The sequence below is a fragment of the Terrabacter sp. Root85 genome (genome assembly GCF_001429185.1).
In the GTDB taxonomy this organism is placed as follows: domain Bacteria; phylum Actinomycetota; class Actinomycetes; order Actinomycetales; family Dermatophilaceae; genus Terrabacter.
The window spans coordinates 90,326-104,752 of the sequence record NZ_LMIW01000014.1 but is presented as its reverse complement, the minus strand read 5'-3'; the positions used below and the strand labels follow the sequence as shown (position 1 = coordinate 104,752).

Genomic DNA, 14,427 nt, shown 5'->3' with positions numbered 1-14,427 from the left:
GGCCCGAGGTGCGGGACGGGTGACCGCCGGTCGGTCAGAAGAAGCTCGGCACGTTGAGAGCGAGAGAGGTCAGCAACATCAGGACGAGGAAGCTGAGGTCGAGTCGGACGCCACCGAGGCTCGGTGACGGGATGACCTTGCGCAGGGCGCGCAGGGGCGGGTCGGTCACGGTGTAGACGGCCTCGGCGAGGACCAGGACGACCCCGGTGGGTCGCCAGGACCGGGCCAGCACCTGCACCCAGTCGATGACGAAGCGGCCGATGAGGGCGATGAAGAAGGTGAAGACCACCACCCCGTAGATCGTCCAGAACGCGTCCATGTCGGTCAGTGTCCCTGATGTCGGGGCAAGAGTGTGAACCGGGGCCCAGGTCGATGGTCCTGTGACCCCGGTTCGCGCTCACGGCGGTGGACTGGTGGGCTCAGCTCTGGTTGAAGAAGCCGCGGGTGTTGGCCGCCGGCGCCTCGGGCTCGTCGGCGGAGATCTCGACGTGCGCCGGCGAGAGGAGGAACACCTTGGAGGTGACCCGCTCGATCGTGCCGTGCAGCCCGAAGACGAGCCCAGCCGCGAAGTCGACGAGACGCTTGGCGTCGGCGTCGTCCATGTCGCTGAGGTTCATGATGACCGGCACCTGGTCGCGGAACCACTCACCGATGTTCTTGGCCTCGTTGTAGGTGCGAGGGTGGATCGTCGTGATGCGGTTGAGCGAACCGACCTCGACGTCGCGCACGACGGCGGCGACGGGCCGCTTCGTGGGCAGCTGCGTCACGGCAGCGGTGTGCTCGGTCTCGTCGTCGTAGCGGTCGGACTCGTCGTAGGCGTCGTAGTCGTCGTAACGATCATGACGCTGGTCCTCCTCGCTCAGTCCGAGGTACACCATCGTCTTGCGCAGTGCCCCTGCCATGGCCAACTCCCAAAACGTCGGATTGTGATCGTTGACGACGTTACAGAAGTGACGGGCGTGAACCGAGGATTGCCGTGCCGACACGCAGGAGTGTCGCTCCGTGCCGCAGCCCGGCCTCGAGGTCGCCGCTCATGCCGGCGGAGATCCAGTCGGCACCGGGGTGCCGAGCACGTATGCCGTCCGCCACCTCTCGCAGCCGGGTGAACGCCGCGTCGGGGTCGGCGCCCAGAGGGGCGACGGCCATGACGCCGCGCAGGTCCAGGAGCTGTTGTGCCGCAACGGTGTCCGCGAGGGCGTCGACATCGGCGGGGAGGACACCACCGCGCGACGTGTCGCCGTCGAGGCTCACCTGGAGCAGCACCTCGACGGTCCGGTCCGCGGCGTGGGCGCCCTTGGCGAGGGCGGCGACGAGCTTCGTGCGGTCGACGGACTGGACGACGTCGGCGTAGCCCGCGACGTGCGCCGCCTTGTTGCTCTGGAGCCGGCCGATGAAGTGGAGGGTCGGCGCCTCGGCGCCGGCCTCCGAGAGCCGGTGCCGGACCTCTCGGAACTTCTCGGCGGCCTCCTGGTCGCGGTTCTCGCCGAAGTGCCTGACGCCGAGGTCGTGCAGGAGCAGGACGTCGGAGGTCGGGAAGTACTTCGTGACGACGACGAGGGTGACGTCGTCGGGGTCGCGTCCGGCCTCGGCGCAGCCGCGCTCGATGCGCGTGCGCACGGCACCGAGGCTGTCGCGCAGCTCGTCGCGTCGCGCCGCGTCACCGCTCGACGGGGCGCCCGTCACGCGTGCACCGGCCGGAGCGCGACGATGCCGGCGAAACGACCGGTACGGCCGTCGCGCCGGTAGGAGTAGAGGTCGCCGCTCTCGCGGGTGCAGCCCGGGACCCACTGCACCGCGACGTCAGCCGCAGCGAGCTGTTCGACGACGCCGGCGGCCACGTCGATGGCCGGGGTCCCGGTCCAGGATCGTGCGGCGGAGGCCGCTGAGGTCTCGGCGGCGGTGCGCGCCATCTCTGTCGGGACCTCGTAGCACCGTCCACAGACGGACGGCCCCACGGTCGCCGAGACGGACGTCGCACCGAGGTCGCGCATCGCGGTGACGGCCCGGCCGACGATGCCCGCGAGCATGCCCGGCCGACCGGCGTGCACCGCGCCGGCGACTCCGGCGCGAGCATCGTGCAGCAGCACCGGAACACAGTCGGCGACCAGCACACCGAGCGCGAGATCGGTTGCGCGCGTGACGATTCCGTCGACCGCTGGTGGCTCCCCGACCCACGGCCCGTCGACCTGCACGACGTCGGCCCCGTGGACCTGGTTCATGAGGACGAGACGATCGCGTGGGACGTCGATCTCGTGCGCGACGGCGGTGCGGTTGCCCTCGACGTCGGCGGGGTCGTCGCCGACGTGACCGCCGAGGTTGAGACCGGCATACGGCCCGCTCCCCCGGCCTGCCGACCGACCCGTGAAGGCGAGGTCGACGGAGCAGGTGTCGCCGTCGCTCGCGGTGGTGGTGCGCCAGTAGAACACGACGACAAACCTATCCCGGGGACCAGAGCGGCCCGCGGCCGACCGCACCGTTGCGGGGCCCCTGGGACGCCGACGGGCGGGAGACGCTGAGCGCGTCTCCCGCCCGTCCGGGTCGATCTCGGCCTCGGGCCGCCCGTGGCCCTACTTGAGGAAGTCGGGGACGTCGAGGTCGTCGCCCTCGTCGAACGTCACCTGGCGCGGCGGCTGCTGCACCGGCTGGGCCGCGGGGGCCGGAGCGTGGTGCTGGGGCTGCTGCGCCGGGGCAGCGGGCTGCTGGGTCGGCAGCTGCTGGGCGGGCTGCTGGTGGTGCACCGGGGCCGCCTGTGCCTGCTGCGGCGCCGCCTGCTGCGGAGCCGCCTGGGGCACGCCGTTGGAGTGCTGCGGCGCCGACTGCGGGGCCGGCGAGGCCGGACGCTGCTGGGCCGGCTGCGAGCGACCCATGACCTGCCCGAGGGCGCGGTCGTCGTGTCGCTGGCTGGGGCCGCCGCTGTCGAAGCCCGCGGCGATGACCGTGACCCGGACCTCGTCGCCCAGGGCGTCGTCGATGACGGCACCGAAGATGATGTTGGCCTCCGGGTGGGCGGCCTCCTGGACCAGGCGAGCGGCCTCGTTGATCTCGAAGAGACCGAGGTCGGACCCACCCTGCACGGAGAGGAGGACGCCGTGCGCGCCGTCGATGGACGCCTCGAGCAGCGGGCTGCTGATCGCGAGCTCGGCCGCCTGGACGGCCCGGTCCTCGCCGCGCGCGGACCCGATGCCCATGAGGGCTGAGCCCGCCCCCTGCATGACCGACTTGACGTCGGCGAAGTCGAGGTTGATGAGACCGGGCGTCGTGATGAGGTCGGTGATGCCCTGGACACCGGAGAGCAGGACCTGGTCGGCCGAGCGGAAGGCGTCCATCATCGACACGTTGCGGTCGCTGATCGAGAGCAGCCGGTCGTTGGGGATGACGATCAGGGTGTCGACCTCCTCGCGGAGGCTGCCGATGCCGGACTCGGCCTGGTTGGCGCGACGACGGCCCTCGAAGGTGAACGGGCGAGTGACGACACCGATCGTCAGGGCACCGAGCTCGCGCGCGATGCGAGCCACGACGGGGGCGCCGCCGGTGCCCGTGCCGCCGCCCTCACCGGCGGTGACGAAGACCATGTCGGCCCCCTTGAGGACCTCCTCGATCTCCTCGGAGTGGTCCTCGGCGGCCTTCTTGCCGACCTCGGGGTCGGCGCCGGCGCCGAGGCCGCGCGTCAGCTCGCGGCCGACGTCGAGCTTGACGTCGGCGTCGCTCATGAGCAGCGCCTGGGCATCGGTGTTGATGGCGATGAACTCGACACCCTTGAGGCCGACCTCGATCATGCGATTGATGGCATTGACGCCGCCGCCGCCGATGCCGACGACCTTGATGACGGCCAAGTAGTTCTGCGGTGCTGCTGCCACGAGAGTGGGCCTTCCTGACTGGTGGTGCCGGTGCTGCGGGTGGTCTGGGGGACGGGCGGTGCGTGGTCTGGGTGGTGCGGCTCGTTCCGAGCGTGTAGCCCTCAAACCTTAAACGTAGACATAAAGGTTACAGTTTGGTCACGAACCAGTGCCCTGACGGTATGACGAGGCACAGGGTCGATCAACCCACGCCGCGGCGTGTCGTCACCGGGATTGACCCAATTCCGGGAGCCGCGCCCCAAGGGCCACACCAGCACCACCGGACACTCGGGTCACGACCGCCCGGGGATCACCCTCCCACGACCGGCCTGCGGGCCCGTGGGCGGGTCCCGTGGCGGACGAGACGCCCCGGCCGTGGGTGTCAGCGTGTGACCGGTGACGACGGGACGCTGACGTCGATCGTCGAACCGGGTTCTGGCAGAAGGATCTTCACGAGGTTCGCCTTGCGTTTGCCGTCGGCGGCGCCACCCCAGACGACCGTCTTGCGCTTCTCCCCCTTGGCCTTGACGGTGAAGGAGACCTGGTCCGCCGTCGACACCGACACCCCTGAGACGTCGGCACGCAGCGACGGGTCGAGGGACCCCAGCGCGCCCAGGGCTGCCTCGACCCCGGCCTTGGTGACCTGCGCGGACCCCGAGCTGACGAGCGGGACGCCGTCGGGGGCACTGCCGACGGTGCGGAAGGCGACCCCGTCGCGGTCCACGACGTCCACCTCACCTCGAGGGTTGCGGACGGCGAGCACGGCGACCCTGGGCGTCACCGTGATGACGACGGTGTCGGGCAGACCGCGGCCGACGGTGACCGAGCTCCACGCCTTGCCGGCGAGCAGCCGCTGCGCGACGGCGTCGGTGTCGACGCGCATGAGCGGCCCGCCGAGCGGCACCCGGGCGACGGCACGCACCTGCGCGGAGGCGGCCGCGCTCACGCCGTGCACCTCGACGCGAGACGCGGTGAGGGCACTGCTGAACCACCCCACCCACACGAGCAGCCCGGCGCCCAGCACGAGGGTCGCAAGGATCCCCGCGACGAGGCGAGGACGTCGCCGAGCGGCGGCCGCGCGGCGCTCGAAGCGGGTGCGCGACGAGGCGAGCCCGGTGCCCGCGACCCGGCGGCGGGCGTTGCCGTGCTCGAGCATCATGGCGTGCCTCCCCCGAGGATCCGCAGCACCTCCGGGCCGATCATCGTGACGTCGCCCGCGCCGACGGTGAGCACGAGGTCCCCTGGCCGGGCGAGGCCTGCGACCCGACCGGCCACCTCCGACCACGAGGGCACGTAGTGGACCTCCACCTCGGGCCGGGCCGCCGTCACGGCGTCGGCGACGAGTCGGCCGGACACTCCGGGCACGGGGTCCTCGCGGGCGGCGTAGACGTCCATGAGGACGACGACGTCCGCCGGGGACAGACCGGCCCCGAGCTCGGCGGCGAAGTCGCGCGTGCGGCTGTAGAGGTGCGGCTGGAAGACGACGACGAGCCGGCCGGTGTCGCCGACGAGGTCCTTGGCGGTCTCGACGACCGCTGCGACCTTGCCCGCGTTGTGGGCGTAGTCGTCGACGACGACGACTCCGCCGGCCTCGCCCTTCGGCTCGAAACGACGGCGCGTCCCCGTGAAGGACGCCAGCCCGGCCAGGACCTGGTCGGGCGCCTGACCGAGCCCGTGGACGGCGGCGGCGTACGCGGCCGCGGCGTTGAGCGCGTTGTGGCGGCCCGGCACACCGAGCGTCATGCGTCGCTCGACGCCCTCGTCGAGCAGCGTGACCGAGGACGTGACGCCGTCCTGGTGGTGATGGTCCAGGACGACGTCGGACGACGGCTCGAAGCCGTAGGTCAGCACGCGCGTGCCCGCGGCCCGGGCTCGCTCGGCCAGCGCCACGGCACCGGCGTCGTCGGTGCACGTGACGAGCAGGCCCCCGGGACGGATCGTGCCGACGAACGCGTCGTAGGCCGCCTGGACAACCTTGAAGTTCGAGTAGAAGTCGAGGTGGTCGGGCTGGACGTTGGTGACGATCGCGACCTCGGGACCGTAGACGACGAACGAGCCGTCGCTCTCGTCGGCCTCGACGACGAAGATGTCGTCGGAGCCGTCGTGCGCGTTGGTGCCGTGCTTCGCGAGCTCGCCGCCGACGGCGAACGACGGGTCGAGACCGCAACCCTGCAGGGCCACGGTGAGCATCGAGGTCGTCGTCGTCTTGCCGTTGGCACCGGCCACGGCCACCGGCCGGCGTCCGTGCATGAGCGCGGCGAGTCCCTGCGCGCGGTGCAGCACGGGCACGCCACGCTGGCGCGCGGCGACGAGCTCGACGTTGTCGTCGCGGATCGAAGAACTCATGACGATGGCGTCGGCGCGCTCCTGGTGCGCCTCGTGGAAGCCGACCCACACGCCGGCGCCCTCGCTCTCGAGGGCCTTGAGGACGGGCACGTCCTTGGCGTCGCTGCCCGTGACGCGGATGCCACGCGCGAGCATGATGCGGGCGACTCCCGACATGCCGGCGCCGCCGATGGCGAGGAAGTGCACGCGACCGAGCTCGTCGGCGCCGGGCACGACGGCCCGGAAGTCGAAGCGCGCCGCCGCGAACGGGTCGTCGACGGTGGGGGTGCGCGGGGTCTGGGTCACGTGCGGTTCCTGCCTGCTGCGGCCCGGTCGACCAGGTCGGCGAGCTTCTCGTCGGCGGCGGGTTCGCCCAGGGCCCGGGCGGCCGCAGCCATCCGCGCGATCCTCTCGCGGTCGGTCGCGAGCCCGAGCAGCACGGCGTCGACCCACTCGGGGGTGAGGTCGGCGTCGTCGACGAGCAGGCCACCACCGGCGGACACGACGTCGGCGGCGTTGACGCGCTGCTCGCCGTTGCCGACGGGCAGCGGGACGTAGACGGCCGGCAGGCCGACGGCCGTCAGCTCGCACACCGTGTTGGCACCCGAGCGTGCGACGACGAGGTCGGCGGCGGCATACGCCAGCTCCATCCGGTCGGCGTACGGCACGACGACGTACGGGGCCCCCTCGGCCGGCGGCTCGGGGACGAACTCCTTGCCCAGCCCGGTCACGTGCAGCACCTGCACTCCCCCGCGGCTCAGCTCGGCCACGCGCGCCCGGAAGGCGTCGTTGAGGCGCTGGGCGCCGAGCGACCCGCCGGTGACGAGGACGGTGGGCCACTGCGGCTGGAGCCCGAAGAGCTCGAGGGCCTCGGCACGCACGGCTTCGCGGTCGAGCGTGGCGACCTCACGGCGCAGCGGCATGCCGATCCGCTGGGCGTGCGGAAGGGACGTGACCGAGAAGGTCGTCGCCACGGCACTCGCCCAGCGGGCGCCGAGACGGTTGGCCAGGCCCGCACGGGCGTTCTGCTCGTGGACGACGATGGGGACGTGACGGCGCCGCGCGGCGAGGTAGGCCGGGGTGCTGACGTAGCCCCCGAAGCCGACGACGACCTCGGCACCGGTCTCGTCGATGGCCGCGCCGGCGGCGTCGACGGCCGCCTTGAGACGGCCAGGGAGCCGAAGCAGGTCGGCGCTCGGGCGACGCGGCAGGGGCACCTTGGGCACGACCCTCAGGTCGTAGCCCCGGGCCGGCACGAGGCGCGCCTCGAGACCCTCCTGCGTGCCGAGCGCCGTGACCCGCAGGTCGGGGTGGCGCCGACGGAGGGCGTCCGCGAGGGCAAGCAGCGGCGACACGTGGCCGGCGCTGCCTCCCCCGGCGAGCAGGACGGAGGTGGGCGAGGACAGTGGGATCACCGGCTTCTGCGACGTTGCGGGACGGACCGGACGCGGGACGGGAGCACCGCGAGCGACCGACGGACGAGACTCGGGCGCGCGTCGAGCAGGGCCTTGCAGCCCGGTTCGTTGCGCGCGAAGGACAGCAGGATGCCGAGGGCCAGGAGGGTCGTCACGAGTGAGGACCCTCCGGCCGAGACGAGCGGCAGCGGGACACCGATGACCGGAAAGAGCCCGATGACGGCGCCGATGTTGATGATCGCCTGGCCGAGGAGCCACGCCATGATGCCGAAGCCGGCGATGCGCACGAACCGGTCCTGCGTGCGGCTGACGAGCCGGAAGCAGGCCCAGGCGAGGATGCCGAAGAGGAGCAGCACCATGAGCGTGCCCGGCAGCCCGAGCTCCTCGCCGATGATCGCGAAGATGAAGTCGTTGTGCGCCTCGGACAGCCACTCCCACTTCTCCTTGGAGGCCCCGAGGCCGACGCCCCACCACCCACCGTCGGCGAGGGCGTAGAGCCCGTGGACCGACTGGCCGCACCAGCCGTCCGGGTCGGCGTTGCAGGACGGGCTCAGCCAGTTCGCGATGCGGCTCGTGCGGTTGTTGCTGCCGGTCACCATGAGGGCGACCCCGAGGACGGCGAAGCCTCCCGCGATGGCGAACACGCGCTTCGGGGCACCTGCGACCAGCAGGACCGCGGCGACGATGACGAGCACGACCATCGCCGTGCCGAGGTCGTGCCCGGCGAGGATCAGGCCGATGACGACGGTGGCGATGGGCACGAGGTAGGGCAGCACGACGTGGAGCATGCTCGCCATCCGCGACGACTTGTTGGCGAAGATGACGGCCCCGACGAGCACGAGGCCCACCTTGGCGAACTCGGCGGGCTGGAACTGGATCGGCCCGACGGCGAGCCAGTTGCGGTTGCCGTTGACGCTCCGGCCGAACGGGATGACGGCTGCGAGCAGCAGCACGGACACGATGATCGTCGGGAAGGCGAGGCGCTTCCACGTGCCCACGGCGACGCGGCTCGCGACACCCGCCGCGACGGCGCCGATGACGGCGAAGAGCAGCTGGCGCAGGAACACGGTGTACGAGGCCTCGTCGGCGAGCAGCTGCTCGACGCTGGAGGCCGAGAAGACCATGATCAGGCCGAAGACGACGAGCGTCGAGGTGGCGCCGAGGATGAGGTAGTACGTCGTCAGCGGCGACTCGAGCTTGCCGATGACGGGCAGCGACCGGTGCGTGGTCGCGGTGTCGGCCGCGCCCGCGGTGCCCGCGGCCGTCTTGTCGCCGGCGGTGGTCGCGCTCACTCCAGCCCCCCGTGTGCCTCGAGGTGCCGCCGGACCGCCTCCTCGAAGGCATCGCCGCGGGCTCCGTAGTTGGTGAACATGTCCATCGACGCGGCGGCGGGGGCGAGCAGCACGACGTCGCCCGGCTGGGCGAGTCGGGCAGCCTCCCTGACGACACGGTCCATGACTCCAGTGTCGGTGTCGGACACGTCGACGACCGGGACATCCGGCGCGTGTCGGGAAAGGGCCTGGGCGATCTGGTCGCGGTCGGCGCCGATGAGCACGACACCCCGCAGGCGCGAGGCCATCTCCTCGACGAGGCTGTCGACGTCGGCTCCCTTGAGCAGGCCTCCCGCGACCCACACGACGGAGTCGAACGACCGGATGGCCGCAGCGGCCGCGTGCGGGTTGGTGGCCTTGGAGTCGTTGACGAAGCGCACGCCCTGGACCGTCGCGAGCTCGGCGATCCGGTGCCGGTCGGGCCGGAAGGCCCGCAGGCCGTCACGCACGGCGATGGGACCGACGCCATAGGCACGGGCCAGCGCGGCCGCCGCGAGGGCGTTGGCGACGTAGTGCGGCGCCACCGACGGAGCGTCACCCCGCAGGTCGGCGATGGTGCACAGCTCGGCGGCCGAACGCTGGCGCTGTTCGACGAAGGCGCGGTCGGCGAGGACGTCCTCGACGACGCCGACCATCGAGGGCGCCGGGATGCCTGTCGTGAACCCGATCGCACGGCACCCCTCGACGACGTTGGCCTCCATGACGAGCTGCTCGGTCTGGATGTCCGCGACGTTGTAGATGCACGCCAGGTGGGTGTTCTCGTAGATCCTGCCCTTGGCCCGGAGGTACTCGGCGTAGCTGCCGTGCCAGTCGATGTGGTCGGGAGCGACGTTGAGCACGGCGGACGCGACGGCCGAGACCGAGCGCTGCCAGTGCAGCTGGAAGCTCGAGAGCTCGACGGCCAGCACGTCGTAGGGCTCGGGGTGGAGCACCGCCTCCAGCAGGGGCGTCCCGACGTTGCCGGCCGACGTGGCGCGCAGGCCCGCGGCCCGCAGGATCGAGGCGAGCATGTTGACGGTCGTCGTCTTGCCGTTGGTGCCCGTGACCGTGAGCCACGGGGCGGCGCCCTCCCGGGCGCGCATGCGCCAGGCGAGCTCGACCTCTCCCCACACGGGTATGCCGGACGTGGCCGCCGCGAGCATGAGCGGGTCGTGCGGGGGGACGCCGGGCGAGGTGACGACGAGCTCGGTGCCCGGCGGCGGCTCGACGACGTGCTCGGGGCCCAGGCGGACGTCGACGTCGAGGATCTCGAGGATCGTCGCGCGCTCGCGGATCGCCTCGGTCTCGTCGCGGGAGACGGCCGTGACGCGGGCGCCGCGGTCGGCGAGCGCGTCGGCGGCGGCGAAGCCGGACACGCCGAGCCCGACGACGAGGACGTTGATCCCCGACCAGTCCGCGTCACGGTGGGTCAGTCCCTCGCGGGGCTCGTAGAGCGGGTCGAAGCTCACTGGGACCCCACCACCCACTCGGCGTAGAAGACGCCGAGGCCGAAGGCGACGAAGAGTCCGGCGATGATCCAGAAGCGGACCACGACCGTCACCTCGTTCCAGCCGACCATCTCGAAGTGGTGGTGCAGCGGCGCCATCCTCAGCACCCGTTTACCGGTGGTCTTGAACGAGGCCACCTGGGCCACCACCGACAGCGTCTCGAGGACGAACATGCCGCCGAGGATGATGAGGAGAAGCTCGGTGTGGGTCGTGATGGCGAGGCCGGCGAGCGCGCCGCCGAGGGCGAGCGAGCCGGTGTCACCCATGAAGATCTTCGCGGGCGTCGCGTTCCACCAGAGGAAGCCGAAGCACGCGCCCATGCCCGCAGCAGCCACGAGGGCGAGGTCGTGCGAGTCGCGCACCTCGTAGCACTTGATGCCCGGGTTGGTCTGGCAGTTCTGGTTGAAGGTCCAGATGCTGATGAGGACGTAGGCGCCGAAGACCATCGTCGAGACGCCCGTCGCGAGACCGTCGAGACCGTCGGTGAGGTTCACGCCGTTGGACGCGCCCGCGATCATGACGTTGGCGAACACGACGAAGAGGATGACCCCGACGACGGTGCTGCCACCGAGCGCGAGGCTGATGTTCGTGTCGCGCACGAACGACACGAGCAGCGAGGCGGGATTGCGGTACTGCTCGTTGGGGAACTGGAGCGCCAGTCCGGCGAAGGTGATGCCGACGAGGGCCTGCCCGAGGAGCTTCTGCTTCGAGCGGAGGCCGAGGCTGCGCTGCTTGCTGATCTTGATGAAGTCGTCGAGGAAGCCGACGAAGCCGAGACCTGCGGCGAGGAAGAGCACGAGCAGCCCACTGGCCGTCGGTGGGTTGAGGGTCAGCAGGTGCGCGAGGAAGTAGGCGCCGAGCATCGCCGCGAGGATGACGGCTCCGCCCATCGTCGGCGTGCCGCGCTTCGTGTGGTGCGAGGTCGGCCCGTCGTCGCGGATGAACTGGCCGTAGCCGCGCTTGACGAGGTACTTGATGAACAGCGGGGTGCCGAACAGCGAGATGAGCAGCGAGATCGATGCTGCGAGAAGGACGCCCTTCACCGCGAGACCGCCTCTCCGGAGGTCGTGGGGACGGGTGTGGTGGTGCTCGCGCCCTCGGAGGCGAGGCGGTCGCCGAGCCAGCGCAGTCCGCTGTCGCGGCTCGACTTGAGCAGGACGACGTCGCCGGCGCGGAGGCGCGCGGCGAGCAGGTCGTGGGCGGCGTCGGTGTCGGGCACCCACTCCGAGCCGGGGACGGCCTCGGCGAGCGGACGGGCGCCCTCGCCGACGGCCACGACGTGCTCGAAACCGCGCGACGCGGCATACGACCCGACGGCTGCGTGCTCGGTGTCGCTGTCGGGGCCGAGCTCGAGCATGCCCCCGAGGACGGCCCAGCGCTCCCCCGTCACGTGCATGGCGGCGACGGCGTCGAGCGCGGCACGCATGGAGTCGGGGTTGGCGTTGTAGGCGTCGTTGACGACGACCACGCCGTCGGCCCGGTCGGTGATCTCCATCCGCCAGCGGCTCACGGCCTCGGCAGCGCCGAGCCCGGCCACGACCTGGTCGAGCGACAGCCCGAGCTCGAGCGCCGCCGCGGCGACGGCGAGGGAGTTGCCGACGTGGTGGGCACCGCTCTGGCGCAAGGAGACCCGGGCCGAGCCCTGCGGGCTAACGAGGGTGTATGCCGCCCTCCCGCGCTCGTCGAGGGTGACCTCCTCGGCGCGCACGTCCGCCTCGGGCGCGAGCCCGACGAGCTGGACCCGGGACGCGACGCCGGAGGCCATGGCGGCCACGACGGGGTCGTCGGCGTTGAGGATCGACAGCCCCTCGGCGGGGACCGCCAGGGGCAGCTCCGCCTTGGCGCGGGCGATGTTCTCGCGTGACCCGAACTCGCCGATGTGAGCGGTGCCGACGTTGAGGACGATCGCGACCTGCGGCGGTGCGATGCGCGTGAGGTAGTCGATGTGGCCGATGCCCCGGGCGCCCATCTCGGCGACGAGGAAGCGCGTGGTCGGCGTGACACGGCACACCGTGAGCGGCACGCCGATCTCGCCGTTGAGGGAGTTGACCGGTGCGACCGTCTCGGCGACCGACGACAGCACGGACGCGAGGAGGTCCTTGACGCTGGTCTTGCCCGACGAGCCGGTGATGCCCACGACCCGCAGCTCGGGAGCGCGGTCGACGACCCCGCGGGCGATCCGGCCGAAGGCCGTCTGGACGTCGTCCACGACGACGCACGGCACGCCGTCGACCGGACGCGAGGTGAGGGCTGCGGCCGCTCCCGCCGAGACGGCGGCAGCGACGAAGTCGTGCCCGTCGGCGCTCTCGCCGACCCGCGCGACGTAGAGGCTGCCCGGCCCGCACTCGCGGGAGTCGGTGGTCACCGGACCGTCGACGACGACCGCCTCAGGCGTGTCTGTGCCGTGGACGGCACCTCCGGTGAGGTCGCGGATCTCGCTGAGGGACAAGGCGATCACGACGTCACCCCCGACGAGGTGACGGCTGCGAGGGCGGCGCGCACGGCGTCGCGGTCGTCGAACGGGTGCTTCACTCCGTGGATCTCCTGACCCTTCTCGTGTCCCTTGCCGAGCACCACGACGGTGTCGACAGGGCGGTCCTCCCCCGTGCCGACCACCGCGAGGGCGATGGCCTCGGCGATCGCGCTCGAGCGCGTGCCGCCGTCGATGATCTCGGACGCCCGCGCCGACCCGGCACCGACCTCCTCGCGCGCCCCGGCGATGACGGCCGAACGGATCTCGGCCGGGTCCTCGGAGCGGGGGTTGTCGTCGGTGACGACGACGACGTCGGCGCGGCGCGCAGCGGCGGCCCCCATGGCCGGTCGCTTGCCCCGGTCACGGTCTCCCCCGGCACCGAGGACGGCGATGAGGCGACCGCCGGTCGAGGCACGCAGCGCTGCGAGGGCGGCATCGACGGCGTCGGGCGTGTGCGCGAAGTCGACGACGCAGCGCGGGCCCTCGGGTCCACCGGGCGCGACGACCTCCATACGGCCCGGCACGTCCGGGGCCACGGACATGGCGCCCTCGACCTCGCTCGGCTCGAGGCCGATGCGCAGGAGCGCGAGGGCGGCCAGCGCGGTGTTGGCGACGTTGAAGTGACCGGGCAGGTGCGAGACGAGGCTCAGGGCGCGGCCCGTGGACCGCTCCCGCAGGGTGAACGCCCCGTCCTCGTCCTCCTCGACGCCCCAGTCGGCGTCACGGGCGCCCTCGTTCGTCGTGGCGAGGGTCGTCGTCGGCACGAGGGCCTCGGACGCGAGGCGCCGACCCCAGGCGTCGTCGACGCAGACGACCGCGGCGCGAGAGCGCTGCGGCGTGAAGAGGGAGGCCTTGGCCGCGAAGTAGTCGTCCATCGAGGGGTGGAAGTCGAGGTGGTCCTGGGAGAGGTTCGTGAAGAGCGCGACGTCGTAGACGACGCCGTCGACCCGGTGCAGCTCGAGGGCGTGGCTGGAGACCTCCATGATGCAGGCGTCGATGCCCCGCTCCCGCATGAGCCCGAGGAGGGCGTGCAGGTCGGTCGCCTCGGGCGTCGTGCGCACGGACTCGACGCGCTCGTCACCGATCCGCGTCTCGACGGTGCCGATGAGCCCCGTCCGCTGACCGTGCGCCCGCAGCGCCGACTCGACGAGGTAGGCCGTCGTCGTCTTGCCGTTGGTGCCGGTGACCCCGAGCATCGTCAGCGAGTCGGAGGGCCGGCCGTAGACCTGCGCCGCGACGTCGCCGAGCACGCTCCGTGGGTCCTGCGTGACGACGACGGGCACCGTGAGGTCGGCCAGCTCGGCGAGGCCGGCCGTGTCGGTGAGAACCGCGACGGCTCCGGCGGCCACGGCGTCGGCGACGAAGCGCGCGCCGTGCACGTTGAAGCCCGGGAGGGCCGCGTACAGGTCGCCCGGGAGCACGGCTCGACTGTCGAGCGTGACCCCTGTCACGACGGCGTCGACGCCGGCTCCAGAGGGCACCTCGGCCCGGATCCGGGTCGTCAGGTCGCGGAGGCGCACACCCGACGTGGCGGGTCGAAGGGGGGAAGGTGACACGTCA

At 72.1% G+C, this 14,427-nt stretch carries 13 protein-coding genes; all 13 read right to left on the bottom strand.

Annotated elements, in window-relative coordinates; all coding sequences use genetic code 11:
• Window positions 1-34: 34 nt before the first annotated feature.
• Window positions 35-319 carry a YggT family protein gene (locus tag ASE25_RS21050; protein WP_020144665.1) on the bottom strand — a complete coding sequence of 95 codons (285 nt, stop codon included), beginning with the start codon at window positions 317-319 and terminating at the stop codon, window positions 35-37.
• A gap of 100 nt (window positions 320-419) precedes the next feature.
• Window positions 420-902 carry a cell division protein SepF gene (locus ASE25_RS21045; RefSeq protein ID WP_056776256.1) on the bottom strand — a complete coding sequence of 161 codons (483 nt, stop codon included), beginning with the start codon at window positions 900-902 and terminating at the stop codon, window positions 420-422.
• Window positions 903-942: 40 nt separating this feature from the next.
• Window positions 943-1,683, bottom strand: coding sequence for a YggS family pyridoxal phosphate-dependent enzyme (locus ASE25_RS21040; RefSeq protein WP_056827289.1), 741 nt, complete (start codon window positions 1,681-1,683; stop codon window positions 943-945).
• Window positions 1,680-2,426 carry a polyphenol oxidase family protein gene (locus ASE25_RS21035; protein WP_056827288.1) on the bottom strand — a complete coding sequence of 249 codons (747 nt, stop codon included), beginning with the start codon at window positions 2,424-2,426 and terminating at the stop codon, window positions 1,680-1,682. Before ASE25_RS21035 ends, ASE25_RS21040 begins: the two co-directional genes overlap by 4 nt.
• A gap of 141 nt (window positions 2,427-2,567) precedes the next feature.
• On the bottom strand, window positions 2,568-3,857 hold the full coding sequence (ftsZ, locus tag ASE25_RS21030) for a cell division protein FtsZ (RefSeq protein ID WP_056827287.1): 1,290 nt from the start codon (window positions 3,855-3,857) through the stop codon (window positions 2,568-2,570).
• A gap of 361 nt (window positions 3,858-4,218) precedes the next feature.
• Entirely contained in the window at window positions 4,219-4,995 is a 777-nt protein-coding gene (locus tag ASE25_RS21025) for a cell division protein FtsQ/DivIB (protein WP_082623027.1), read from the bottom strand.
• A complete protein-coding gene (murC, locus tag ASE25_RS21020; protein WP_056827286.1) occupies window positions 4,992-6,467 on the bottom strand; it encodes a UDP-N-acetylmuramate--L-alanine ligase in 1,476 nt (491 codons plus the stop codon). Before murC ends, ASE25_RS21025 begins: the two co-directional genes overlap by 4 nt.
• Complete coding sequence (gene murG, locus ASE25_RS21015) at window positions 6,464-7,576, bottom strand: undecaprenyldiphospho-muramoylpentapeptide beta-N-acetylglucosaminyltransferase (protein WP_056827285.1); 1,113 nt, start codon at window positions 7,574-7,576, stop codon at window positions 6,464-6,466. The genes murC and murG overlap by 4 nt, the downstream gene beginning before the upstream one ends.
• Window positions 7,573-8,868: a putative lipid II flippase FtsW gene (ftsW, locus tag ASE25_RS21010; protein ID WP_056776245.1), complete on the bottom strand. Its 1,296-nt coding sequence runs from the start codon at window positions 8,866-8,868 to the stop codon at window positions 7,573-7,575. The genes murG and ftsW overlap by 4 nt, the downstream gene beginning before the upstream one ends.
• Window positions 8,865-10,355 carry a UDP-N-acetylmuramoyl-L-alanine--D-glutamate ligase gene (gene murD / locus ASE25_RS21005; RefSeq protein WP_056827284.1) on the bottom strand — a complete coding sequence of 497 codons (1,491 nt, stop codon included), beginning with the start codon at window positions 10,353-10,355 and terminating at the stop codon, window positions 8,865-8,867. Before murD ends, ftsW begins: the two co-directional genes overlap by 4 nt.
• A complete protein-coding gene (mraY, locus tag ASE25_RS21000) occupies window positions 10,352-11,437 on the bottom strand; it encodes a phospho-N-acetylmuramoyl-pentapeptide-transferase (protein WP_056776242.1) in 1,086 nt (361 codons plus the stop codon). The genes murD and mraY overlap by 4 nt, the downstream gene beginning before the upstream one ends.
• Window positions 11,434-12,852 carry a UDP-N-acetylmuramoyl-tripeptide--D-alanyl-D-alanine ligase gene (gene murF, locus ASE25_RS20995; protein ID WP_056776241.1) on the bottom strand — a complete coding sequence of 473 codons (1,419 nt, stop codon included), beginning with the start codon at window positions 12,850-12,852 and terminating at the stop codon, window positions 11,434-11,436. The genes mraY and murF overlap by 4 nt, the downstream gene beginning before the upstream one ends.
• Window positions 12,849-14,423, bottom strand: a complete 1,575-nt coding sequence (locus tag ASE25_RS20990) for a UDP-N-acetylmuramoyl-L-alanyl-D-glutamate--2,6-diaminopimelate ligase (RefSeq protein WP_235508785.1) — start codon at window positions 14,421-14,423, stop codon at window positions 12,849-12,851. Before ASE25_RS20990 ends, murF begins: the two co-directional genes overlap by 4 nt.
• Between the last annotated feature and the right edge of the window lie 4 nt (window positions 14,424-14,427).

Excerpts from the sequence above, each read along its gene's own strand:
- ASE25_RS21045 (WP_056776256.1), bottom strand. The coding sequence starts at position 902 with ATGGCAGGGGCACTGCGCAAGACGATGGTGTACCTCGGACTGAGCGAG.
- ASE25_RS21025 (WP_082623027.1), bottom strand. The coding sequence starts at position 4,995 with ATGATGCTCGAGCACGGCAACGCCCGCCGCCGGGTCGCGGGCACCGGG.
- ASE25_RS21050 (WP_020144665.1), bottom strand. The coding sequence starts at position 319 with ATGGACGCGTTCTGGACGATCTACGGGGTGGTGGTCTTCACCTTCTTC.